This is a genomic window from Jiella pacifica (assembly GCF_010500815.1).
In the GTDB taxonomy this organism is placed as follows: domain Bacteria; phylum Pseudomonadota; class Alphaproteobacteria; order Rhizobiales; family Rhizobiaceae; genus Jiella; species Jiella pacifica.
In genome coordinates this window covers 106914-129661 of record NZ_JAAAMG010000010.1, presented here as the reverse complement: position 1 = coordinate 129661, position 22748 = coordinate 106914, and the positions used below count along the sequence as shown (strand labels likewise).

Here is a 22748-nt window from a genome sequence, read left to right as displayed (position 1 = left end):
CGATGATGATCGATACCCTCCTCATTGCCAATCGCGGCGAGATCGCCTGCCGGATCATCCGCACCGCCCGGCGGCTCGGGGTGAGATCGGTCGCGATCTACTCCGAGGCCGACGCCGGGGCGATGCATGTGGCGATGGCGGACGAGGCGGTGCGGATCGGCCCGGCGGCGGTGGCGGACAGCTATCTGAAGGGCGAAGCGATCATCGCCGCGGCGAAACGCTGCGGGGTCGACGCGATCCATCCCGGCTACGGCTTCTTGTCGGAGAATCCGGATTTCGTCGAGGCGGTCGCCGCGGCCGGGCTGATCTTCGTCGGGCCATCGGCGAGCGCGATCCGCGCCATGGGGCTGAAGGACGCCGCCAAGCGGTTGATGCAGGGGGCGGGCGTTCCCGTCGTTCCCGGCTATCATGGGGGTGAACAGGACCCGGAGTTTCTCAAGGCCGAGGCCGGGCGCATCGGCTATCCAGTGCTGATCAAGGCGCGCGCCGGCGGCGGCGGCAAGGGCATGCGCCGGGTCGACGATCCGGCGGAATTCGAAACTGCCCTCGAAGGCGCCCGACGCGAGGCGAAAGCCGCCTTCGGCGATCCGCACTGCCTGATCGAAAAATTCGTCGCGACGCCTCGTCACATCGAGATCCAGGTCTTCGGCGACCAGCACGGCAACGTCGTCCATCTCTTCGAGCGGGACTGCTCGCTCCAGCGCCGGCACCAGAAGGTGATCGAGGAAGCGCCGGCCCCCGGCATGAGGGACGAGATGCGCGCCGCCATGGGCGAGGCGGCGGTGAAGGCGGCGGCGGCGATCGGCTATGCGGGTGCCGGCACGGTGGAATTCATCGTCGACGCCTCGGACGGCCTGAGGCCCGACCGCTTCTACTTCATGGAGATGAATACGCGGCTGCAGGTCGAGCATCCGGTGACCGAGGCGATCACGGGGCTCGACCTCGTCGAGCTTCAGCTCCGCGTCGCCGGCGGCGAGGCGCTGCCCTTCACGCAAGGCGATCTTCAGATCGACGGCCACGCCTTCGAGGCCCGCCTTTACGCGGAAGACCCGGCCAGGGGCTTCCTGCCGGCGACGGGCCGAATCGATTATCTCGAATGGCCGCAGGCCGGGGCGGGATTGCGGATCGATACCGGCATACGGCAAGGCGACCGGGTGACGCCCCATTACGATCCGATGCTCGCCAAGCTGATCGTCCATGGCCCCGATCGTCCCGCCGCTCTGAAGCGGCTGGCAAGGGCTCTCGGCGACCTGCGTCTTGCCGGGCTGACGACCAATGCGGGCTTCCTCAAGCGCCTCGCCGAGCATGAGGGCTTTGCCGCCGGAGCCATCGATACGGGGCTCATCGACCGGGACGCCGAAACGCTGACCGCTCAGGCCGGGCCGGACGACTTGACCCGCGCGCTTGCCGCTTTGGCTCATCATCTCGGCGATGCGGCGCAAGACAACGGCGATGACGGCCCCTTCGCCAGACTTTCCGGCTTCCGCGCCTGGGGGCGGGCGCGGCAGGCGGTCCGCTTCATGGAAGCGGGCGAGCGCATTGATATGGTGGTCGCCGATCTCGGCTGCAGCGCATATCACGTTGCGCCGGCAGAGAGGGCAGAAGCGGGCGTCGACATCGCCGTGGCGAGCTTCGATCGATGCGCTGAGACCGGTGCGATGACCCTGCGGGCGAGCGTCGAGGGTTGGCAGGCGACGCATCATCTTCTGGTGTCGCGCGATGCGGTGAGCGTCTTTTCGGACGGCGCGACCCATGTCCTGCCGCTCCATCGTCCGTCAGATGCCGCCGAAGAGACTGCCACCTCGGACCGCATCGTGGCCCCGATGCCGGGCGCGATCGGCAGGCTGACCATCGCGGCCGGTGCGCGGGTGGCGGCCGGCGCGCCGTTGGTCGTTCTGGAAGCGATGAAGATGGAGCATACGCTGAAAGCCCCCCGCGACGGGACGATCGCCGAAATCCTGGTCCGTGAGGGGGACCAGGTGGAGGATGGCGCCGTTCTGGTGACGCTCGAGGAGGAGTCATGATGCGGCCTTCGAACGAAAGCGTGACCATCGTTGAAATGGCGCCGCGCGACGGGCTGCAGAACGAGCCGGGTGAGGTCGCGACCGCCGACAAGATCGCCCTCATCGACAAGCTTTCGGCCTGCGGCTTCACCCGCATCGAGGCGACGAGCTTCGTGTCGCCGAAATGGGTGCCGCAGATGGCCGATGCGGCGGCGGTGATGGCCGGCATCTCGCGCCGTCCGGGCTGCGTCTATTCAGTGCTGACCCCCAATATGAAGGGCTTCGAAGCCGCATTGGCGGCGAAGGCCGACGCGGTCGCCGTCTTCGCTTCGGCCTCCGAAGGCTTCAGCCGCACGAACATCAACTGCTCGATCGCCGAGAGCCTCGATCGTTTCGCGCCTGTGCTGAAGGCGGCGAAGGACGCGGGCATTCCGGTTCGCGGCTATGTCTCCTGCGTCACCGACTGTCCCTATGACGGCCCGGTCGAGCCGGGTTCGGTGGCGAAGGTCGCGGCGGCGCTCGATGCCATGGGCTGCCATGAAATTTCGCTCGGCGACACTCTGGGCCATGCAACGCCCGAGACCATCGCCGCCATGCTGGAGGCGGTGTGCGCGGTGGTGCCGCCCGAGCGGCTCGCCGGGCATTTCCACGACACGGCCGGCCGGGCGCTGCTCAATATCGAGGCGAGTCTCGGCTTCGGTCTTCGGGTGTTCGACGCGGCGGCGGGGGGGCTCGGCGGCTGTCCCTATGCGCCGGGGGCGAAGGGCAATGTCGCGACCGAAGCCGTCGACGCCTCCCTGACGGACAAAGGCTATCGCACCGGCCTCGACCGGGCGGCCTTGCAGGACGCCGTATCCTTCGCAAGGGCGCTGCGGTCGCCTGATCGTGCGACCGCGAGCCCGGCTGCAGTCGCGGGAGGCGGGTCATGAGCGGCTTTTCGACGATCCGGATCGAACGGGACGAGCGCGGCGTCGCGACGCTGACCCTCGCCCGGCCCGAGCGGCACAACGCCATGAACGCGGCGATGATCGGCGAGCTAGCCAAGGCAGCCGTGGCGCTCGGCGAAGACGTCTCGGTTCGCGCTGTCGTCCTCACCGGAGAGGGCAAGAGCTTTTCGGCCGGCGCCGACCTCAACTGGATGAAGGCGCAGTTCGACGCTAGCCGGGCGGAGCGCATCGCCGAGGCGACGGCGCTATCGCGCATGCTCAAGGCCCTCAATGAAATGCCGAAGCCGCTGATCGGTCGCATCAACGGTCAGGCCTTCGGCGGGGGGCTCGGGCTGATCTCGGTCTGCGACGTCGCGGTGGCGAGCCAGGGCGCGCGCTTTGCCTTCACCGAAACGAAGCTCGGCCTCATCCCGGCGACGATCTCGCCCTTCGTTGCCGCCAAAATGGGTGAGGCGCGGGCGCGGCAGGTGTTCATGTCGGCGCGCCTGTTCTGGGCTGAGGAAGCCGTCTCGCTCGGGCTCGTCGATAAGGCGGTCGACACCGATGCGCTCGACGCTGCGGCGGAAGCGGAAATCGCCCCGTATCTCGAATGCGTGGGGCCTGCGGTCGGCCGTTCGAAAGCGCTGCTTCGCGCGCTCGGGCCAGTCATCGACGAGGCGGTGGTGGAGCGGACCGCGCGAGCGCTCGCCGACACATGGGAAACCGAGGAGGCGCGGGCCGGCATCGCGGCCTTCTTGGAACGGCGGAGCCGGTGACGGCGAATGTTAGCGGGCCGGCGATCGGCTGGCGAAAAGGCGCAGTGAGAAGGGTTCGAGGCATCCGGTGACGGACGGGGAGTGAATGACCGCCGGCAAAGGGCAGGGAGGCCCTAAGCCGGCGGACAACGCCAAAGGGAGGAGCGTTTTTGGCGGATCGAGGCAGTGTGATCCTGAAGGTCGACGACGTGTCGGTGCGCTTTGGCGGCGTCAAGGCGTTGAGCAACGTGTCGTTCGACGTGCGAAAGGGCGAGCTCTTTTCGCTGATCGGGCCGAACGGCGCCGGCAAGACGTCGATGCTGAACTGCATCTCGGGCCGCTATCGCCCGACGAGCGGCGCCATTTCCTGGCAGGGCGGCGATCTTTTGAAACATTCGATCAATGACCGGGCAAGTCTCGGCATTGGACGGACGTTTCAGAACCTCGCTTTGTTCGGCCATATGAGCGTGCTCGACAATATTCTCGTCGGCCGCCACCACCGGATGAAGAACAACTTCGTCACCGGCATGGCCTATTGGATCGGCGGCGCGCGGCGCGAGGAGCTGAAGGAACGCCGCTTCGTCGAGACGATCATCGACTTCCTCGAAATCCAGCATGTGCGCAACGAGCCGGCGGGCATTCTGTCCTATGGCCTGCGCAAGCGGGTTGAGCTTGCCCGGGCGATCGCGATCGAGCCCGAACTGATCCTCCTCGACGAGCCGATGGCCGGCATGAACCTCGAAGAAAAGGAGGACATGGCCCGCTTCATCATCGCGCTGCGTGAGGAATTCGACATGACGATCATGATGATCGAGCATGACATGGGCGTGGTGATGGACCTGTCGGACCGGGTCGCGGTGCTCGATTTCGGCCGCATCATCGCCGCCGGAAGCCCCGAAGAGGTGCTGGCCGACGAGCATGTGAAGAAAGCCTATCTCGGGGAAGACGACGAGTTGCTCGACGCGCTCGCCGCCGAGGAAGCGGAGGCCGTGGCATGACGGAGCGTCGGCTCGAAATCAGCGGCGACGCGATTGGCTGGCCGGATACCGCGCCCGAACTGAAGGAAGCGGCGCAGCTGAAGACGCTGCCGAAATTGCTGCGCTACAATGCCGAGCGCCATCCCCGTCTCGTCGCCCAGCGCGAGAAGGAATTCGGCATCTGGATCAGCTACACCTGGGAAGAGGTCGAGGGTCATATCTCGCGCATGGCCGCGGCCTTCGCAGAACTCGGCGTCGGCGCGGGGGACGTCGTGGCGCTGATCGGCGACAACCGCCCGGAATGGGTCTGGGGCGAGGTCGCCGCCCACGCCTGCAGGGCGATGAGCCTCGGCGTGTACCGCGACGCGCTGGAAGAGGAAATCCGCTATCTCGCCGGCCACGCCCATCCCAAGCTGGTCGTCGCCGAGGACGAGGAGCAGGTCGACAAGCTGCTCAATCTCGGCGATGCGATTCCGAGCGTCGTGGCGATCGTCTACACCGACCCGCGCGGCATGCGGAAATACGACGATCCGCGGTTGATCGCGATGGCGGACCTCGAGGAGCGCGGACGCCTCGCGCTTCAAAAGGATGCGGGGCTCTGGAAGCGCATGGTCGAGGGGACCGACGGCGCCGATGTCGCGATCCTCTGCACCACCTCGGGCACGACCTCGAGCCCCAAGCTCGCCGAGTGGACGGGCGACGCCTTCATCGGCCATGCCGCGGCGTATCTCAGGGCCGACCCACGCGGACCCGAGGACGAATATGTCGCGGTCCTCCCGCTCTCCTGGGTGATGGAGCAGATGTATTCGGTCGGCTGGAACTTCCTCGCCCGGATGAAGGTCAATTTTCCCGAGGAGGAGCGCACGATGATGGCCGATCTGCGCGAGATCGGCCCGACCTTCGTGCTCCTGTCACCGCGCGCCTGGGAGGGCGTTGCGGCCGACATCAGAGCCCGCATCATGGATGCCACGCCCTGGAAGCGCCGCATCTACGATTGGGGTGTCGCCCGCGGCATGGCGGCGATGGAAAAGGGTGGCCGCGACGGCGCCGCAGAATGGGGCCTGTTCCGCCATTTGCGGGACAGGCTCGGCTTTTCGCGGCTGAAATCGGCCGCCACCGGCGGCGCCGCCATGGGGCCGGATACGTTCCGCTTCTTCCAGGCCATGGGCCTGCCCTTGAAGCAGCTCTATGGCCAGACCGAAGCGCTCGGCGCCCACACGATCCACCAGGCCGGACATGTCGACTATGAGACGGTCGGCTTTCCGATGCCGGGGGTGACGCTGTCGATCCGCGATCCCGATCCCGAAGGGCTCGGCGAGGTGCTGGTGCGCCATCCGAACATGATGAGCGGCTATTACCGCAACGCCGAAGCTTCGAAGGAGAGCTTCTCCGACGATGGCTGGTTCCAGACCGGCGATGCCGGCTATCTGACCGAGAAGGGCCATCTCGTGGTGATCGACCGGGTCAAGGATCTGGCGGAGACCTCTCGCGGGGTCCGCTTCTCCCCGCAATTCATCGAGAACAAGCTGAAATTCTCGACCTACGTCGCCGAGGCCGTGATCCTGGGCAAGAACCGGCCCTATCTCGGCGCGATGATCTGCATCCGCTATCCGATCGTCGCCAAATGGGCCGAGGAGCGGCGGATCTCCTTCACCACCTATTCCGACCTCGCCTCACGGCCGGAAGTCTATGCGCTCATCCGCGAGGAGGTCGAGCGCGTCAACGCCACCCTCCCGGCGCAGCAGCGCATCACCAAATTCGTCCTCCTCTACAAGGAGCTCGACGCCGACGACGGCGAACTGACCCGCACCAAGAAGGTGCGGCGCAGCGTCATCGCAGAGAAGTACGAAGACATCATCGCGCGGATCTATTCCGGTGCCGATCATGTCGACATCGACACCGTCATCCACTTCCAGGACGGCTCGAAGCAGCGGGTGGTCACGACCCTTGCGATCGAGACCCTCCACAACGCGCCAGACACGCAAAAGACGGAGAGCCAGGCGGCATGAACACCTCTCTTCTCATTCAGCTTCTCGTCAACGGCGTCATCGTCGGCATGCTCTACGGCATCGTCGCCATGTGCTTCGTCCTGATCTACAAATCGACCCAGGTGGTGAACTTCGCACAGGGCGAATTCGTCGTCCTCGGCGCTTGGGTCTGCCTCGCGCTCGTCGTTAACATGGGCCTGCCCTTCTGGCTCGCCTTCCTGTTCTCGCTCGTGTTCATGATGGTGTTCGGCATCCTCGTGCAGGTCGTGCTTCTGCGCCCGCTCCTCGGCGAGCCGGTGATCTCGGTGATCATGGCGACCATCGGCCTGTCGATCTTCATGCAGGCGACGATGAACTGGATCTTCGGCAACAACGCCGTGCGGTTCCCACGGGTCTTCGATCGGGGGACGGTGGAGATCGCCGGGCTCAACGTCGAGACGGCCTATCTGATGAGCTTCGTCCTGTCGCTCGTCGTCATGGGCCTGTTCTTCTGGTTCTTCCAGTATTCGCGCTGGGGCCTCGCTATGCGGGCGACGGCCTATAACCAGCAGATCGCGCAGTCGCTCGGCATTTCGGTGGGGCGGGTCTTTGCCATGGCCTGGGCAATCTCGGCCGTCGTTTCCGGCATTGCCGGCGTCGTCATCGGCCTCGTCTCCGCGGTGTCGAACTCGCTCGCCATCATCGGCATCAAGGTGTTTCCGGCGGTCATCGTGGGCGGGCTGGATTCGATCGTCGGCGCGATCATCGGCGGGCTGACCATCGGCATTCTGGAAAACCTCGCCGAGTTCGTCGACGGCCAGTACCTCCATATCGGCAACATGTATTCGGTGGCGCCCTTCTACGTCCTGCTCATCATCCTGATGATCAAACCCTACGGCCTGCTCGGCACGCCCGACATCGAGCGAGTGTAACCCCGTGGCCCATGTTCCCAATCCAAGACCCACCGGCGATTTCCGTGCGACCTACGCCGCCGACCGGACGCTCTTCCGCACCCGCAACGAGACGATGGCGGTTCTGGCCGGCGTCGTTCTGGTGGCGCTCTGCCCGCTGGTCTTCGGCGGCTACGTTCTGTCCCAGCTCATCCTGATCGGCATCTACGGCATCGCCGCTTTGGGGCTGAACGTCCTGACCGGCATGACCGGCCAGATCTCGCTCGGCCATGGGGCCTTCTTCGGCTTCGGGGCCTTCGCCTCGGCCTGGATTTCCGGCAACGGCATTCCGGTCCTGATTGCGATCCCGCTCGCCGGGCTCATGACCATGGCCGTCGGCATGATCTTCGGCATTCCGGCGGCGCGGCTGAAGGGGCTCTATCTCGCCATCGCGACGCTCGCATCGCAGTATATCCTGCAGGACTTCTTCGCCCGCGCCGACTGGTTCACCGGCGGCACCTACGGGTCGCTGGCCGAGACGGCGAGCGTCTTCGGCTTCCAGCTCAACAACGACGCGCGCTATCTCTATCTCGTCCTGTTCTGGGTGGTCGTCGCCTTCGTCGCCGTCGCCAATCTCGCCCGCACCCGGGACGGGCGGGCGCTGGTGGCGGTGCGTGACCATTATCTCTCGGCCGAGATCATGGGCATCAATCTGACGCGATACCGCATCCTGTCCTTCGGCATCTCGTCCTTCTTCGCCGGCATCGGCGGGGCGCTCTACGGCCATTATCTCGGCTTCGTCTCGGCAGAGGGCTTCACCATCATCCTGTCGATCGAATTCCTGGCGATGATCATCATCGGCGGGCTCGGCTCGGTTTCAGGATCGCTTCTGGGCGCGGCCTTCATCCTGCTTTTGCCGCAGGCGATGGAGGTTTTCGCCAATGGCGTGGCGACCGTCGTCCCGGCCATCGCGCAGGGCACGGCCTACATCAAGCAGATGAGCGTCGGTGCGGCGATTATCCTGTTTCTCGTTCTCGAACCGGAGGGACTCGTCCATCGCTGGCGCATGACGCGGGCGAGCTGGAAGCTGTTTCCCTTCTCGCACTGAGCCATGGCCGGACCGCCGGGGAGGGTGGGCCGGCGCACTTCAACCGATGACGGCGGTCTTCGCGGCACCGTCAGCATATCGAGCCACCGCAAAGTCCGCGAATGGGAGGAATTCGACAATGGCAACGCTTCACAGACTGACCCTGACGGCTGCGCTCGCGGCCACCACCATCATCGCCGGCGCGCCGGCGCTCGCCCAGGATGACAGCGTCCTCGTCGGCCATCTCGCCGATTATACCGGCGCGACGTCCTTCGTCGGCAAGCAGTATGGCCCGGGCGTCGCCGACGCCTTCAAAGAGATTAACGCCGATGGCGGCATCGATGGCACGATGGTCGAGCTCGACACTGTCGACTACGCCTACAAAGTGCCGGAAGCGATCGCCCAGTTCAAGAAATGGGTCGGCAACGACATGGTCGCCCTGCAGGGCTGGGGCACGGCCGACACGGAGGCGCTGATCTCCTTCGTCGCGCGCGCCGAGATCCCGACGATCTCCGGCTCCTATTCGGCGCATCTGACCGACCCGCAGGGCAAGAACGCGAACACGAAGGCACCGGCGCCCTTCAATTTCTTCTACGGCCCGTCCTATTCCGACGCTTGCCGGGCGCTGGTCCAGTGGGCCGCCGAGGACGCCAAGGAGAAGGGGACGGAGAACCCGACCTTCGTCCACACCGGCGACAACCATCCTTATCCCAATGCGCCGAAAGAGGCCTGCGCGTCCTATGCCGAGGAGCTGGGCTTCACCGTCGCCCAGCCGGTCGTCGTGCCGCTCGCGCCGGGCGACTTCAAGGCGCAGTGCCTGACGATCAAGGATTCCGGCGCCCAATATGTCTATATGGGCAATCTCGGCGGTTCGGTCGTGTCGCTGATCAAGAGCTGCAACACGGTCGGCGTCGAGGCGACCTATATGGGCAATCCCTGGGCCGGCGACTACCAGACCGTGGAAGCGGCCGAGGCGCAGAACCTGATCTTCCCTTCCTCGACGCCCTTCTACGGGGCCGACGTGCCGGGCATGGGGCTGGTCAAGAAGATTCTCGAGAATGGCGGCGGCCAGGTCGGCGACCGGCCGACTCACCATTATCTGCGCGGCATCTGTTCGGCCTATTACATGAAGGAAGCCATGCAGTGGGCGAAGGCGAATGGCGGCATCACCGGCAAGAACATCCGTGACGGCATGTATCAGAAGACCGACTGGGTGCCGGAAGGGCTCGAGGGCGTCTGCTCGCCCTCGACCTGGACGCCGGAGGACCATCGCGGTCTTCTCAGGGTGACGATCAACTCCGGCTCCTTCACCGACGGCAAGGCGGTCATCAAGGAAATCGCCGAGATCGACGTGCCGCGCCGCGAGGAGTGGCTCGGACAGTAAGTGCGAGGCCCGCATGAACCGCCGGCCGGCCGCGATGGCCGGTCGGCCCTGTCCGAAATCGAGCCGCGAGTCGAAGTCCGATGATCCTTACTGCCGACACCGCGAGGCCGTCCGAGAAGGCCGGGAGCGATAGCCCGCCGCTGCTCGAGCTCAACAATGTCGAGGTCGTCTTCAACGACGTGATCCTGGTCCTGCGCGGCATGTCGCTTCAGGCCAGGCGCGGCGAGATCACCGCACTTCTCGGTGCCAACGGCGCCGGCAAGTCGACCACCCTGAAGGCCATCGCCGGCCTGCTCAAGACCGAGGACGGCGAGATCACCCGCGGGACGGTGTCCTATGAGGGGGCGGACGTCACCAGAACGCCTCCCGACAAGAAGGTTCGGGATGGGATCTTTCTCGTCATGGAGGGCCGCGGCATCGTCCAGGACATGACCATCCGCGATAATCTGCGGCTCGGCGCGTTTTCCCGTCCTGGCGCCGATATCGAGGCCGAGATCGCCGATGTCTATCGCTTCTTTCCGCGATTGAAGGAGCGCCAGGGCCTTGCCGGGTATCTGTCCGGCGGCGAACAGCAGATGCTGGCGATCGGCCGCGCGATGATGGCCAAGCCGCGGCTGATCATGATGGACGAGCCCTCGATGGGCCTGTCGCCGCTTCTGGTGAAGGAGGTGTTCGGCATCATCCGCCGGCTGAACGAGGAATTGGGGATCACCATCCTTCTCGTCGAGCAGAACGCCAACATGGCGCTGAAGGTCGCCGACTACGGCTACATCATCGAAAGCGGCAAGATCGTCCTCGACGGCACCGGGGCCGAACTGGTCGAGAACGAGGACGTCAAGGAGTTCTATCTTGGCGGCGGCGAGCGCCGTTCGTTTCGCAACGTGAAGAGCTTCCGCCGTCGCAAGCGCTGGCTTTGAGCGACGGCAAGGGGAGGAAGGCGACCTATGACCGAATTCTTCGACGACCTCGAAACCCGCTCGCGCGAGGCGCGGGAGGCCGATCTTTTCGATGCGCTGCGGCGTCAGCTCGCCCACGCGGCTGCGCATGCGCCGGCTTATGCCCGGACGCTCGACGGGGTCGATCCGGGCGCGATCACCGATCGCAGGGCCCTCGCGGCGCTGCCGATTCTGCGCAAATCCGACCTGCCGGCCCTGCAGGAGCAGGATCCGCCGCTCGGCGGCCTCGCCACCCAGGAGCCGGGCGGGTTCCGCCGGCTTTATCTCTCTCCCGGTCCGATCGTCGAGCCGGAAGGCGACGAGGAGCATTGGCGCATGGGCCGGGCGCTTCATGCCGCCGGTATCGGCAGGAACGACCGGGTGCTCAACGCCTTCGCCTATCATCTGACCCCGGCGGGCGTGATGTTCGATCATGCCGCTGCGGCGGTGGGAGCGGTGGTGTTTCCCGGCGGCGTCGGCAATACCGCGCAGCAGGTGGCGGCCATCGAGCGGCTGCGCCTCACCGCCTATGTAGGAACGCCCGATTTCCTCAAGACCATTCTCGAGCGCGGCGACGACAGCGGCGCCGACACGGTCAGCCTGAAGACGGCGCTGGTGAGCGGCGGGCCGCTGTTTCCCAATCTGCGGGCCTGGTATGCCGACCGGGGCATCGCCATCCGCCAGTGCTATGCGACGGCCGAACTCGGCCTCATCGCCTATGAGACGGCGGGCGCTTCCGACGGCATGGTGATCGAGGAGAACGTCCTCGTCGAGATCGTGCGCCCGGGCACCAGCGATCCGGTGGAGCCCGGCGAGGTCGGCGAGGTGGTCGTCACCACTTTCAACCCGCTTTATCCGCTGATCCGCTTCGCCACCGGCGACATGTCGGCGGTGATGACGGAGCCGTCGCCCTGCGGGCGAACCGGCCTGCGGCTGAAGGGGTGGATGGGCCGCGCCGATCAGACGACGAAGGTGCGCGGCATGTTCGTTCGTCCGGAGCAGGTCGCCCGGATCGTCAAACCGCATGGTGAACTCGGCCGGGCGCGCCTCGTCATCACGGAAGAGGGCGGCCACGACAAGCTCGCGCTGCATGTCGAATGCGACGGCCCGCCGGAGGGGCTCGCTGATAAGCTTGCCGAGGCTCTGCGTGCCGAGTGCCGCGTCCGGGGGGACGTGGTCTTCGCTGCGCCGGGAAGCTTGCCCAATGACGGCAAGGTGGTCGACGATCAGAGAAAGCTGGACGGATAGGGGCTGTTCTCGAACGGGGCAGTGGCCATGTCCCGTCAGCCATCTGACGCCGGATTGATCACCAGCGCCAGCCGGCAGCCTCCTCGGTGCTGGCCTTGCCGGTCGAGCGCTCAAAGAGGCAGAGCATCTGCCCTTTCTGGCCCTTCATGTGCTTCTGCGGATAGGTGCCCGCGACGAGAAGCGCGACATAGCCGATGTCGTCGCTGAAAACGACCGGCTCCGACGCCTTCGCCTTGGCAAGGCCCGAAGCCTCGATGCAGGCCTTCTTCGCGGCGGCGAACATCTTCTGCCAGCTCTCTTCGCTGGAGGCAGTCGCCGGCGAGGAGAAGCCAAGGGCGAGCAACGTCGCCAGCGGGAGGAGCGTCGAGGCGGATCTGCGGAGGTTCATCGGTGACGTCCGTTTCATGGATTGGACTGAAGAATCTGGCTCGGCCACAAGGTCGCCATTGTGATCAATCGGTGAAAACGCGCTCGACTCGTCCGGCCTGCGATGTGTGTCGTCACTGTCTTGCGCTCATGGCCGTGAACTGCAGATAGGCCGCGGCCGTCCATGAGAAGCCCTCGCCGCCGCAGCCTTCGCCGGTGACCGGATCGAAATACTCGCAGAAGCCGGCGCGCTCGATGGCCGCGACCGTGCCTTGGCGCAGGTCGGCCGCGAATTCCGTCAGGTCGTTGCGCTCGAGGCCGTCGATCAGCAGCCAGTTGATTACCGCCCAGACCGGGCCGCGCCAGTAGCGCTTGGCCTCGAACTGAGGGCTGCTCCGAGGCGTCGAGGGAAATGCCACGACGAGCCCCTCACACCAGTCGCGCATCTCCCGCTCGGCGGCCTCGCGCCGGGGTGGCACCAGATCGAGGGCGAGGAGTGGCAGGAACGACGCCTGCGTCGGTGCCGTCACGTCCTCGCGTGAAACGAGGTCGCGCGAGACGAAGCGGCTGAGCGCGTCGCGCCAGGTGCCGGCGAGGGCCGCGCGAGAGCGCTCCACCATGGCGCGGATCTCGCTCGCTTCGTCTGTCCTGCCGAGGTTGTCGGCGATCTCTGCGAGATCCTCGCTGGCCCGCGCCAGGATCGCCGTCGTCTGGACGTCCGCGATCTTGAACGGCGTGCGCCGCCACTGCTCTGCCGGATCCCAGCCGCAATCGGCATAGAGATCGACGAGGTGGATGAACCGGGCATAGTCCTCGTCGCGCGGGCGCATCGCGGCGTCGACATGGCCGGTGTCCTTGCGGCGGACCGGCGTCGTGGTCGTCACCGGCACGCGCGCCAGCGCCGCGTCCCAGGCCGGCGAATTGTCGCTGCCGCTCTCCCAGGGACGGCGCAACCTGCGGGCCGCGGCATTGGGGCGGTAGCCGGCGGCATCGGCAGCCGCGCGAACGCGCTCGCGGGTCTTTTCCGATACGTCGGAATAGCCGTCGAGCGCTCGGGACACTGTCGTGATCGACAGGCCCAGCGTCTGCGCGAGTGTCTTCAGATTGGCCAGAACCGTTCCTCCCGAAACGTTTTGGAAAACTGGCTCAAAACGTTTTGGGAGTCAAATCCGGCCGCGTGCCGTTACTCTGGTGCATCAGCTGGCAGCCGCTCACGCGGCGTTTCGCATGCGCCGGCAGGCGAGCCCTCTGGGAGAACCATCGGCCGCCGTCCGCCTGGCGGTTGCAGGCGCCCACAGCATAATTTCCCAATCATTGGCCGCAATGCGGATGTTCGTTGCTCGCTTCGCGCCCTCTGACGCCTCAGATATCGGTCAATCGGAATGCCCTGATCGAAAGACGGAAGCCCTCATGAACCGTATCCTCCAGATCGCCGCGCTCATCGCCGGCCTCTTTGCCGCCAGCGCCGTTTGTGCTCAGGACAAGGTCACGGTCGAGATCGGCTATCTTCCGATTCTGCCGGACGCGCAGCTGTTCGTTGCGCTGGAGAACGGCGCCTTTGAGAAAGCCGGGATCAAGCCGGATCTGGTCGAGTTCCAGGAAGGACCGGCAATGGTGCAGGCGCTCCTCGCGGGGCAGCTTGATGCGGCCTATTTCGGCATCGGTCCGGCCATGGTCGCGTCCGCGCGGGGCGCCGACATCAAGGTCGTCGCATCGAACATTGTCGAGCAGATCAGCTTCGTCGCCGTCGGCGACCTCGCCGGCTTCGCCACCGGTGGCGTGGAGAAGCAGACCTTTTCCGACTTCGCCGCGAAACAGGGCCGCAAAGCCAGGATCTCGACCTTTCCGACCGGCTCGGTGCCCGACACCGTACTCAAATACTGGCTGACGAAGCAGCTCGGCGCTTCCGTGGACGACATCGAGATCATCCATCAGGGCGCGGCGCAGGTGCAGCAGGCGCTGCTGACGGGCGCAGTCGACGGAGCGGCCATTCTGGAACCGGCCGTGTCGCTGGCGCTGTCCCGCGATGCGGACGCGAATGTCCTGGCCTCCGGATCTCAGATGTTTCCCGGCCAGCCCGGTGCCGTTCTCGCGGTCCGCGGGTCGCTGATCAAGGAGCATCCCGAGGTGGTCGAAGCCATGGTCGCTGCGCAGCGCGACGCGACCGAGGCGCTTCGCGACAAGGCCCCGGGCGCGGCCGAGGCGGTGGGGAAATATGTCGGTGGAGGGCGGTTGCCGCTGGAGGTCGTGCGCCAGGCGCTCGACCGCTCGCGCCAGTCCTTCGTCGCCGATCCCAACAAGATCGTCGAAGGCACCGTCGCGATGCGAGACTTCCAGAAGGCGGAAGGCACGCTCCGTGAAGACGTCGACGTCGAAAAGCTGATCGACACCTCGTTCTATGATCGGCTGTCGCCGAAGGACGGGCAGGGGGCGCCGGCAAAGCCTGAAGCCGTGGCGCAATGAAACGCATCTCGGCGATCCATGCCCCGGCGGGAAAAACGTCAGAGGATGAGCACTCTGTCCAGACCGGTAATCTGCTCATCCATGCCCGGCGGCTTGTGCTCGGCCTTGCGGGGCTGGTGGTTTCCGTCGGCGTTTGGAAGCTCGCCTACGAATTCAACTGGGCGCCGCGCGGGACCTTGCCGGATCCCTCCGCCATATTTCCGGCTCTGCGAGGCGAGATCGAGAGCGGACGGCTGTTTCCCGCGGTCGGATCGAGCCTGATCCACTACGCCTGGGGCCTGTCGATGGGCACGGTTCTCGGCCTCGTCGTCGGTCTCCTGGCGGCCGTCAACCGCATCTTCGACGACATGCAGCGGCTGCTCGCCCGGATCCTCCGTCCGATCCCGCCGCTCGCCTGGGTGGTCTTCGCGATCGCCTGGTTTCAGGTGAGCCATGCCGGCGCGGCCTTCGTCATTTCGATCGGCGTCTTCTGGGTGAACTACTTCGCGACCTATTCCGCGGTCCGCAATGTCGATCCGCGCTTTTACGAGCTCGCGCGCGCCTTCGGCCGCAACCGGTTTGTCGACGTGACATTCGCCATCACCCTGCCGGGCGCGGCGTCCGGAATTCTGGCGGGTATCAGGACCGGCGTCGGGCAGGCGTGGATGACGCTGATCGCCGCCGAACTTTTGGGCGTTCCCGGCATCGGGCAGGAGATGAACGCGGCTGCGGGCGTCGGCGCCTATGACGCGGTCGTGGTCTATATGCTGATCATCTCGCTGATCTATGGCTTGATGGATTTCGCTTTCTCGCTCGGAGAGGGATGGCTGCTGCGATGGAGGCCCGCTTGAGCTCGCCAGCCGTGACGGGAGAGGCTACGCGCGCCGTTGTCCTCGGCGTCGAGAACGCGAGCTATCGCTATCGCAAGGGCGCGGCGCCTGTCTTTTCCGACCTCGATCTGTCACTGCGGGCGGGCGAATTCGTCTCGCTCGTCGGCGGATCGGGGGTCGGCAAGTCGACGGTGCTGCGCTGTCTTGCCGGCCTGCTGCCGCTCGATGGTGGACGCCTTCATCTGGACGTCGAACGGATCGAGGGCAGCCGGCGACGCTCGGTCGTGTTCCAGGACAGCCGGCTGCTGCCGTGGCGAACGGTGGGCGGCAACATCGCCTATGGGGTCGAGGGGCTCGGCCTGTCGAAAGGCGAACGGTCCGACCGGGTCGACGAGGTCCTGTCACTCGTGAACATGCTGGGCTATCGCGATCGCTGGCCGTCGGACCTCTCCGGCGGTCAGAGCCAGCGCGTCGGCATCGCCCGGGCGCTCGCCGTGCGGCCGAAGATCGTCCTGATGGACGAGCCGTTTTCCGCGGTCGACGCACTGACGCGGCGCCATCTGCAGGACGAGCTCTTGGGTATCTGGTCAGAGAGGGAGCTCGCCGTCCTGTTCGTGACCCACGACATTCGCGAAGCGACCTATCTCTCCGACCGCATCCTCGTGATGGGCGGGTCGCCGGCGCGGGTCGTGCATGACGAGCCGATGGGCCGGCGAAGTCGCGATCGAGCCCATGAAGACACCGCTCAGGAGGCGGCGGCGGAACGGATCTCGTCGGCGATGGGCGGCATCGACGGAGAAGGAATATGAAGGTCCTGATCCACGCCGTGGATGCAGACTCGCTGGAGCGAGCGCGATCCAACGCTCGGAACCTGATCCGCGCGGTGCCGGATGCCGCGATCGAGATCGTCGTCAATGCCGGCGCGGTCGCCGCCGCCCTCGATGCGCCCGACGAAACGGATGGGCATCTCGTCCTGTGCTCGAACACGCTGAAGAGGCTGGGGCGCGAGCCCCGCGAGGGGCTCGTTCGCGTACCCGCCGCGATCCTTCATCTTGTCCGCAGGCAGGGAGATGGCTGGGCCTATGTGAGAGCGTGAGCCGTGCTGGGCGAGGGTCGCCTGGACGGCTCAAATGGAATCGAGAACCCTCGCGACACCAGATCGTATAGTCTGCGATCGAACACCCTTCGAGGCGCGAGCAGTCTCACTTCCGGTGCCGAAGCCCCGCATCGATGTCGACGACGGTGCCTGACAAATAGCCTGCCAGCGGAGATGCCAGCATCACGACCATGCGGGCGATCTCGTCTGGCTCCGCTAGGCGGCCGAAAGGCAGGTTCGACAGGATCTCGGGCCAGCGCTCCGGGTCTCCCAGCGCGCTTTCGGCCCTCTTGCGTGCCACCTGAACCACCCGATCGATTTTCGTGCCGGACGGGTTCACCCCGAAGACCCGCTCGTTCCAGTCGGTGCTCTTCGCGCCGACCGCCTCGGTGAAGGCGATGAGCGCGGCATTGGCGGTCGAGCCACAGACATAGTCGAAGCGTGGCGAGCGGCCGAGATCGCCGATGATGTTCACGACCGTGCCGCTGCTGCGCGTCTTCATGCCTTCCAGCGCAGCCGCGTCAGGTCGATATAGCCGAAGACCTTGAGCTGCCAGGACTCCTGCCAGGTCTCGATCGGCAGAGCGAACAGATCGCCGCCGGGGATCGCCCCGGCACAATTGACGAGGATGTCTATATCGCCGGCGATCTCGATAAGTCCCTTGCGGGCAGCCGCATCGCCGATGTCGCAGGCATGGGCGATGATCGCGGTTCCATGGGCTTTCGCAGCGGCAAGCCGGGCCTCGTCACGGCCGACGGCCATGACGTCAGCGCCGTCCGCCGCGAAGACATCAGCAATGGCGAAGCCGATACCCTTGGAGCCGCCGGTGACCAGAACGCGCTGTTCTGTAAGGTTCATATCCATCAGACCTCTCCACCGGCGCGACCGGGCGCCGGTTCGACCGCCGCATCGGGCGGTGGCACGCGTCGCTGTCGGTGGATCGTCGGTTCTCACAGCCAAACCCGCGCCGCTCGGACAGAGACCTGCGACGGTCACGCCCAGGCTGACTTCGAGGCGATGGCAACGAAGATCCCATTCGCGATGATGAGAAAGAGCATCGCGGCCAAACAGAGATCCTGGCTATCGCGAGCGAAGGAACTGCGCTCGGGCGACAGGCGATCGACGATCTTCTCGATCGCGGCGTTCAGCGCCTCCGCAGCAAGGAGCATCGCAATGGCCAGGCGTTGTCCGGCTATGAAAAGAGCCGAGACGCCGATCGCCCGATCGGTCGAGATGACCAGCCCGCCGCCGACCAGTTCGTGCTGGCGCATGGCAGAGAAGCGCATCGAATTCTGCATCACCGATCCGGAAGGTGACCCTGTCGATCTCGAGCACGCGGTCCTCATCGGCACGCTCCGCAGTCCCCCCCCCCGGCCGATGAAGCCCTGAAGCTCCTTCGCGAGGACGCCGTCGATCCCGTCGTCAACACGCAGGCGCACCCTCCCAACGAGCGACGCCTGCTTGCGGAAGCGGTGCTGGTTGAAGTCGCCCGACCCAGGCGTCGGACGGGGCGGCCACATCGGCTTTTGATCGACGAGGCGCACGTGGTCTGGCCGGCGAAGGCGAGAGGCGAAGCTTCGATCCGCCACGGCAACGAGGGGGTGATCCTCGTCAAGGCCTATCCGCATGCGATTGCCGCGGATGCGCTGCGCCGTATAAGGTTCGTCATCGCGATGGGCAAACATGCGGATGCAGCCTTTGCCTGCGTCGCCCAGGCGATGGGAGTGCAGATGCCGATGGAACTGCCGGCGCAGGGGTCGGACGAAGTCCTCTTCTGGCAGATCGGTGCGCCGGAACGGCCGATCTGGGTGAAAGTGAGTGAGCCGGCTTCGGTCCACCGCCTGCAACCGGGCAAGCATGCCTTCTGCGACGCAGGGCCGATCCGCAGCTTCGCCCGCGTCCTCCGGGACGGCGTCGTTCGACGGGCGGTTTCCAAACTGCCGGTTCGCGGTGAGGTCGATGCCGATGGTCCGGCAAAGTCCCGGCCGACGAGGCGTCAGCGATGATGTCGTTGCGGGACCGGCGGACGCTCTCGTCGCTCATCTTGATCACGGCAGTGATCGCCGGGCTTTATCTCTGCTTTCTCATGGCGGCGCCGTTCCTGCCGGCGATCGTCTGGTCGTTCGTCCTGGCATCCCTCATTCGGCCGCTGCATCGCAGGCTTCGCCAAGCGACCGGAAGCGACGCGGTATCGGCCAGCGTGACGGTCGCTCTCGTCGCAGCCCTGGTCGTCTTTCCCGGACTGATGCTCGGCAGCGCGCTTTTGTCGGAGGCCGTCCGCAGCGCAACCAATCTGGAAGCCGTGGTCGCCGCCGATCCCTGGTCCGGGCTCCTCGATGCACATCCGTCCGTCGCAGCGGCGGCGGACTGGGTCGACCGTCAGTTCGACATGCAGAGTTTTCTCCAGTCTGTCGCCGCCTGGCTCGGGCGCTGGAGCGCCGCCCTCCTGCAGGGCTCGATCACCGGCTCCATCAACCTGCTTCTGACCTTCTATTTCCTGTTTTATCTGCTGCGTGACGAGGAGCAGGCAGGAACGACGCTGAAGGCGGCGCTTCCCCTTTCGCAGGAAGAATTCGCGCTTCTTTCCGAACGCGTGATCGCCACCGTTCGCGCCACTGTCCTCGGGACCGCCTTCGTCGCTATGCTGCAGGGGGTCCTGGGGGGGCTGAGCTTTTGGTGGCTCGGTCTGCCCGCGCCGATCTTCTGGGGCGTCGTCATGGGCTTTCTGGGCATCGTCCCGTTCCTCGGCGCCTTCGTCATATGGTTTCCCGCTGCGGCCTATCTGGCACTCGTCGGCGATTTTCAGGCAGCGATCGTCCTGGTCATATGGGGGACCTTGGTCGTCGGCCTGGTCGACAATCTCGTCTATCCGATCCTGGTCGGGCGACAGCTGATGATCCACAGCGCGGTGACCTTTACCGCCGTCGTCGGCGGTCTGCTCGTCTTCGGGACGACCGGGTTGGTGCTCGGCCCGCTCGTCGTTGCCGTCTTGCTTGCGCTTCTGCAGATATGGCGACTGCGGGAGGAAGCCGCCCGACCTTCCGGCGGTCCACCCGAGGTCGCGCCCTGAACCGGATCATCCTCGCCTTCAGCGAACGATCAAAGCAGCCACATCGAAACCGAGAATGCACCCGGACGGATGCATCGACGTGTTCGGGATTGCATGTGTCCAAAATGATCATCGGAAGCAAATCATCCGACGATTGATTCATGTCAAAGTCGGCAAGCAAGCAAGCTCTCATCATCATCTGGTCGGCGGGACGGATCCCGCACGTCCTGGAGGATGAAAGTCATGAACGGCATCACTCTGCGGCAAGATATTTTGGACGAACTGGAATTCGAGCCCAGCATCGAGGCCGCGCATATCGGCGTTGCCGTCGAGAACGGCGTCGCCACGCTGACGGGCCATGTGCCGACCTACGCGCAGAAGCGCAAGGTCGAGGAGGTGGTTCGCCGGGTCAAGGGCGTGCGCGGCATCGCCGAGGAGATCGAGGTGCGCCCCCTCGGTTCGCACCGGACGGCGGACGACGAGATCGCACGGCGTTCGCTCAACGTCATCGGCTGGAACACGATGATCCCGGACGACAAGGTCCAGGTGAAGGTCGAGAACGGCTGGGTGACGATTTCCGGCACGGTCGAGTGGCAGTATCAGCGCAACGCCGCCGCCGAAGCTGTGCGCGATCTCGATGGCGTCCTCGGCATCACCAACATGATCGAGGTGGCCCCTCACGCGACTTCCGCCGACGTGAAGAAGCGGATCGACGAGGCTCTCAAGCGCAATGCCGAGGTCGAGGCCAGGGCGATCACCGTGAGCGTCGTCGACGGAACGGTGAAGCTCGAAGGGCATGTCCACGACTGGGCCGAACGAACGGCTGTCGAGCGCGCGGCATGGTCGGCGCCCGGCGTCAAGGCCGTGAACGACCACCTTCACATCCCCTGAGCAGCGTGGAGGGGAAGCCGTCGCAGCCGGCTTGCCCTTCCGTCCTTCGATCCGCATGCGGAGATCGCGGGTGACGCGACCCGCACGACCCATCGGTTTCCGCCAGGCGAAAGACGTCATCATGCAATCTTCATCGATCCAAGGCTCCTTCGAGGATGCGGTCCAGCCCGCAGAATTGATATTCATGGACTATCAGGCTTGGCACGTTCCCCTGAGACTGGCGACGATGTCATGTCAGAGCGCCGCGGCCTTCGCAGCAGGAAGCCTGGGATTCATGGCCGAGCGCATGATCCAGGATCAGAAGACCTTCGTGGAGTTGATGGCTTGTTGGGATCATCCCCGCGTCGAGAAGCTGCAACGCGATTGGCTGGCGACGGCGCTCCGGCAGTATTCGGAACTCGGACGAGCGATCACGCGACTGAACGACCAGACCACCGATCTGCTGGCCACTGAATTTTCCGGGGCCTGGACCCTTTCGGGGCCGGACGACGGTGATGAGCCGGCGGTCGTGCAGGAGCTTGGGCGGGAGCCGGCGCTGACCGAAGGATCGACCGAGGCCGGCTGAGGCCCGCAGGTCCGTGGCAGCACAAGTCGGAGGGGCGGCCGCAGCGTCAAGGAATCCACGATCATACTTTGGCCCGGGATCCCTTCGAGATGCCGAACGTCAAGGGCGGAAATGCGATTTCGCCGCCGCCGCTCCGTGCCCACTTTGATCTGGCGCAATGCGGATCGCCGGCGGCTGTGGCGCCCTGTGGTGGACGGCGCAAAGGCGCCCCGAAAGGAGCAACGGTCCATGATCCTGCCGAATGGCACCCTCGTCGCAGTCGCTGACGGCGCGGCCCTGAAACTCTTCCGCAATCGCGGCGCAGAGCCGCATATCGACCTCGTCGCATGCGATACCCCCCACATCGTCTCCAAGAACTCCGGCTCGGGCGCGCATCACCGGCAAGGCTCCGCGAACCCCGATTCCGACCGCAGCGCCGAGGATGATTTTGCCGCGGCGGTCGCCGACCATCTGAACCATCTGGCGCTTGACGGCTCGCTCGACCGAGTCTTTCTCATCGCCGATCCGCGGACACTCGGTGAGATCCGGCGCCACATCCACCCGCAGCTCGCAGGCCGGATCGTCGGGGAATTGCCGAAGGACCTGACCGCCCATCCAATCGGCGATATCGCCAATGCGATCCGCCACGCCTGAACGGCTTTCCACCAGGCGAGGCCATTTCCGGGAACGCCATGCGACGCTTCGCTGTCGTCCTGCTCTGTGTCTTGCTCGGGCCTGCCACCGCGTGCCTGTGAAGGCCCTTGTGGCCGCCTTCGACGAGCTTCGGACCGCGTCGACAGACGACCGAAGACGGACGCCGACGACATCGCCCTGCTCACGATGGGCATGGGAAAAAGACCGGGGCGGATATGAGGGCGGCTTCGGCCCGGAAATACAGTTCGGCACATAGAAACGAGCTGCGCCGCTATGGCCCTGCCGAAGGGGGCGGCGCAAGAAGCGAAGCGAAGGAGACGAGGCCGGCATGCATCATCTTCGTGTCCGTCTTGCCGCTGGACTTGCGGCCATCGCCACGGTCTGCGCCATCGAAACGGGTCAGGCTCAGGACGGCGGCTATGCCCAAGATGCCGTTTCCCGGGGGCACGAGTTGGCCGTCGCCAATTGCTCCCGCTGCCATGCCGTGGGAGCGACGGGCGCGAGCCCGAACCTCAAGGCTCCGCCATTCCGCACCCTCTCGGAGCGCTTTCCGATCGACGCGCTCGAAGAGACCTTCATCGGGACGATCGATACCGGACATGAAGGAATGCCGGTCTTCACCGCGAACCAGAGCCAGATCGACGACATCATCGCCTATATCGCGTCGGTGATGGAGTAGCCGCTGCAGAAGTCGCCGACCTCTC

23 protein-coding genes and 1 pseudogene are annotated in these 22748 nt (G+C 65.6%); 20 read left to right on the top strand and 4 right to left on the bottom strand.

What is annotated here, in order from left to right; translation table 11 throughout:
* Positions 1-5: 5 nt before the first annotated feature.
* The 10 genes from GTK09_RS13800 to GTK09_RS13755 all read left to right on the top strand — a co-directional run bounded on the left by GTK09_RS13800 (position 6) and on the right by GTK09_RS13755 (position 12172).
* Positions 6-2024 carry an acetyl/propionyl/methylcrotonyl-CoA carboxylase subunit alpha gene (locus GTK09_RS13800; RefSeq protein ID WP_163463811.1) on the top strand — a complete coding sequence of 673 codons (2019 nt, stop codon included), beginning with the start codon at positions 6-8 and terminating at the stop codon, positions 2022-2024.
* A complete protein-coding gene (locus tag GTK09_RS13795) occupies positions 2021-2932 on the top strand; it encodes a hydroxymethylglutaryl-CoA lyase (protein ID WP_203561030.1) in 912 nt (303 codons plus the stop codon). Before GTK09_RS13800 ends, GTK09_RS13795 begins: the two co-directional genes overlap by 4 nt.
* Complete coding sequence (locus GTK09_RS13790; RefSeq protein WP_163463747.1) at positions 2929-3705, top strand: crotonase/enoyl-CoA hydratase family protein; 777 nt, start codon at positions 2929-2931, stop codon at positions 3703-3705. Before GTK09_RS13795 ends, GTK09_RS13790 begins: the two co-directional genes overlap by 4 nt.
* A 173-nt stretch (positions 3706-3878) precedes the next feature.
* Complete coding sequence (locus tag GTK09_RS13785) at positions 3879-4682, top strand: ABC transporter ATP-binding protein (protein WP_203561036.1); 804 nt, start codon at positions 3879-3881, stop codon at positions 4680-4682.
* Complete coding sequence (locus GTK09_RS13780; protein WP_163463746.1) at positions 4679-6670, top strand: AMP-binding protein; 1992 nt, start codon at positions 4679-4681, stop codon at positions 6668-6670. Before GTK09_RS13785 ends, GTK09_RS13780 begins: the two co-directional genes overlap by 4 nt.
* Entirely contained in the window at positions 6667-7560 is an 894-nt protein-coding gene (locus GTK09_RS13775) for a branched-chain amino acid ABC transporter permease (protein ID WP_163463745.1), read from the top strand. Before GTK09_RS13780 ends, GTK09_RS13775 begins: the two co-directional genes overlap by 4 nt.
* Before the next feature lie 4 nt (positions 7561-7564).
* Positions 7565-8626: a branched-chain amino acid ABC transporter permease gene (locus GTK09_RS13770; RefSeq protein ID WP_163463744.1), complete on the top strand. Its 1062-nt coding sequence runs from the start codon at positions 7565-7567 to the stop codon at positions 8624-8626.
* 118 nt (positions 8627-8744) lie between these two features.
* On the top strand, positions 8745-9989 hold the full coding sequence (locus GTK09_RS13765) for an ABC transporter substrate-binding protein (protein WP_163463743.1): 1245 nt from the start codon (positions 8745-8747) through the stop codon (positions 9987-9989).
* Positions 9990-10069: 80 nt separating this feature from the next.
* Entirely contained in the window at positions 10070-10906 is an 837-nt protein-coding gene (locus tag GTK09_RS13760; protein WP_163463742.1) for an ABC transporter ATP-binding protein, read from the top strand.
* Between the two features lie 27 nt (positions 10907-10933).
* A complete protein-coding gene (locus tag GTK09_RS13755; protein ID WP_163463741.1) occupies positions 10934-12172 on the top strand; it encodes a phenylacetate--CoA ligase family protein in 1239 nt (412 codons plus the stop codon).
* A 58-nt stretch (positions 12173-12230) separates the two neighbouring features.
* Here the strand turns inward: GTK09_RS13755 and GTK09_RS13750 are convergent, their stop codons facing one another.
* Positions 12231-12560, bottom strand: coding sequence for a hypothetical protein (locus GTK09_RS13750; protein WP_163463740.1), 330 nt, complete (start codon positions 12558-12560; stop codon positions 12231-12233).
* 112 nt (positions 12561-12672) lie between these two features.
* A complete protein-coding gene (locus GTK09_RS13745; protein ID WP_246217907.1) occupies positions 12673-13650 on the bottom strand; it encodes an MGH1-like glycoside hydrolase domain-containing protein in 978 nt (325 codons plus the stop codon).
* 298 nt (positions 13651-13948) lie between these two features.
* On the opposite strand from GTK09_RS13745, the gene GTK09_RS13740 reads away from it, so the two are divergent.
* The 4 genes from GTK09_RS13740 to GTK09_RS13725 are packed head-to-tail and all read left to right on the top strand — an operon-like array spanning position 13949 to position 16906.
* Positions 13949-15001: an ABC transporter substrate-binding protein gene (locus GTK09_RS13740; RefSeq protein ID WP_163463739.1), complete on the top strand. Its 1053-nt coding sequence runs from the start codon at positions 13949-13951 to the stop codon at positions 14999-15001.
* Positions 14998-15831, top strand: a complete 834-nt coding sequence (locus tag GTK09_RS13735) for an ABC transporter permease (protein WP_163463738.1) — start codon at positions 14998-15000, stop codon at positions 15829-15831. Before GTK09_RS13740 ends, GTK09_RS13735 begins: the two co-directional genes overlap by 4 nt.
* Positions 15828-16619 (top strand): ABC transporter ATP-binding protein, encoded by a 792-nt coding sequence (locus GTK09_RS13730; protein WP_203561029.1) that lies wholly within the window; start codon positions 15828-15830, stop codon positions 16617-16619. The genes GTK09_RS13735 and GTK09_RS13730 overlap by 4 nt, the downstream gene beginning before the upstream one ends.
* Entirely contained in the window at positions 16616-16906 is a 291-nt protein-coding gene (locus GTK09_RS13725) for a DsrE family protein (protein ID WP_163463736.1), read from the top strand. The genes GTK09_RS13730 and GTK09_RS13725 overlap by 4 nt, the downstream gene beginning before the upstream one ends.
* 106 nt (positions 16907-17012) lie before the next feature.
* Here GTK09_RS13725 and GTK09_RS28270 read toward each other — a convergent pair.
* Positions 17013-17764 (bottom strand): annotated as a pseudogene (locus GTK09_RS28270) (short-chain dehydrogenase/reductase).
* Between the two features lie 134 nt (positions 17765-17898).
* Positions 17899-18450 (bottom strand): diacylglycerol kinase, encoded by a 552-nt coding sequence (locus tag GTK09_RS28000; protein WP_163463735.1) that lies wholly within the window; start codon positions 18448-18450, stop codon positions 17899-17901.
* Here GTK09_RS28000 and GTK09_RS13710 point away from each other — a divergent pair, their 5' ends adjacent.
* The 6 genes from GTK09_RS13710 (at position 18451) to GTK09_RS13685 (ending at position 22723) form a co-directional block, all read left to right on the top strand.
* Positions 18451-18912, top strand: a complete 462-nt coding sequence (locus tag GTK09_RS13710; protein WP_163463734.1) for a hypothetical protein — start codon at positions 18451-18453, stop codon at positions 18910-18912.
* Positions 18909-19976, top strand: coding sequence for an AI-2E family transporter (locus GTK09_RS13705; RefSeq protein ID WP_163463733.1), 1068 nt, complete (start codon positions 18909-18911; stop codon positions 19974-19976). The genes GTK09_RS13710 and GTK09_RS13705 overlap by 4 nt, the downstream gene beginning before the upstream one ends.
* A gap of 222 nt (positions 19977-20198) precedes the next feature.
* The gene (locus tag GTK09_RS13700; protein ID WP_163463732.1) at positions 20199-20846 is read left to right on the top strand and encodes a BON domain-containing protein; all 648 of its coding nucleotides are present in this window, start codon (positions 20199-20201) and stop codon (positions 20844-20846) included.
* A 274-nt stretch (positions 20847-21120) separates the two neighbouring features.
* The gene (locus GTK09_RS13695; protein WP_163463731.1) at positions 21121-21411 is read left to right on the top strand and encodes a hypothetical protein; all 291 of its coding nucleotides are present in this window, start codon (positions 21121-21123) and stop codon (positions 21409-21411) included.
* 228 nt (positions 21412-21639) lie between these two features.
* A complete protein-coding gene (locus GTK09_RS13690; protein WP_163463730.1) occupies positions 21640-22044 on the top strand; it encodes a host attachment family protein in 405 nt (134 codons plus the stop codon).
* A gap of 328 nt (positions 22045-22372) precedes the next feature.
* Positions 22373-22723, top strand: coding sequence for a c-type cytochrome (locus tag GTK09_RS13685; protein ID WP_163463729.1), 351 nt, complete (start codon positions 22373-22375; stop codon positions 22721-22723).
* Positions 22724-22748 lie beyond the last annotated feature (25 nt).

Coding starts and splice junctions, on each gene's coding strand:
- GTK09_RS13735 (WP_163463738.1), top strand. CDS start 14,998: ATGAAACGCATCTCGGCGATCCATGCCCCGGCGGGAAAAACGTCAGAG.
- GTK09_RS13750 (WP_163463740.1), bottom strand. CDS start 12,560: ATGAACCTCCGCAGATCCGCCTCGACGCTCCTCCCGCTGGCGACGTTG.
- GTK09_RS13765 (WP_163463743.1), top strand. CDS start 8,745: ATGGCAACGCTTCACAGACTGACCCTGACGGCTGCGCTCGCGGCCACC.
- GTK09_RS13725 (WP_163463736.1), top strand. CDS start 16,616: ATGAAGGTCCTGATCCACGCCGTGGATGCAGACTCGCTGGAGCGAGCG.
- GTK09_RS13690 (WP_163463730.1), top strand. CDS start 21,640: ATGATCCTGCCGAATGGCACCCTCGTCGCAGTCGCTGACGGCGCGGCC.
- GTK09_RS13700 (WP_163463732.1), top strand. CDS start 20,199: ATGAACGGCATCACTCTGCGGCAAGATATTTTGGACGAACTGGAATTC.
- GTK09_RS13705 (WP_163463733.1), top strand. CDS start 18,909: ATGATGTCGTTGCGGGACCGGCGGACGCTCTCGTCGCTCATCTTGATC.
- GTK09_RS13775 (WP_163463745.1), top strand. CDS start 6,667: ATGAACACCTCTCTTCTCATTCAGCTTCTCGTCAACGGCGTCATCGTC.
- GTK09_RS13755 (WP_163463741.1), top strand. CDS start 10,934: ATGACCGAATTCTTCGACGACCTCGAAACCCGCTCGCGCGAGGCGCGG.
- GTK09_RS13780 (WP_163463746.1), top strand. CDS start 4,679: ATGACGGAGCGTCGGCTCGAAATCAGCGGCGACGCGATTGGCTGGCCG.
- GTK09_RS13790 (WP_163463747.1), top strand. CDS start 2,929: ATGAGCGGCTTTTCGACGATCCGGATCGAACGGGACGAGCGCGGCGTC.
- GTK09_RS13740 (WP_163463739.1), top strand. CDS start 13,949: ATGAACCGTATCCTCCAGATCGCCGCGCTCATCGCCGGCCTCTTTGCC.
- GTK09_RS13760 (WP_163463742.1), top strand. CDS start 10,070: ATGATCCTTACTGCCGACACCGCGAGGCCGTCCGAGAAGGCCGGGAGC.
- GTK09_RS13800 (WP_163463811.1), top strand. CDS start 6: ATGATCGATACCCTCCTCATTGCCAATCGCGGCGAGATCGCCTGCCGG.
- GTK09_RS13685 (WP_163463729.1), top strand. CDS start 22,373: ATGCATCATCTTCGTGTCCGTCTTGCCGCTGGACTTGCGGCCATCGCC.
- GTK09_RS13795 (WP_203561030.1), top strand. CDS start 2,021: ATGATGCGGCCTTCGAACGAAAGCGTGACCATCGTTGAAATGGCGCCG.
- GTK09_RS13695 (WP_163463731.1), top strand. CDS start 21,121: ATGGCCGAGCGCATGATCCAGGATCAGAAGACCTTCGTGGAGTTGATG.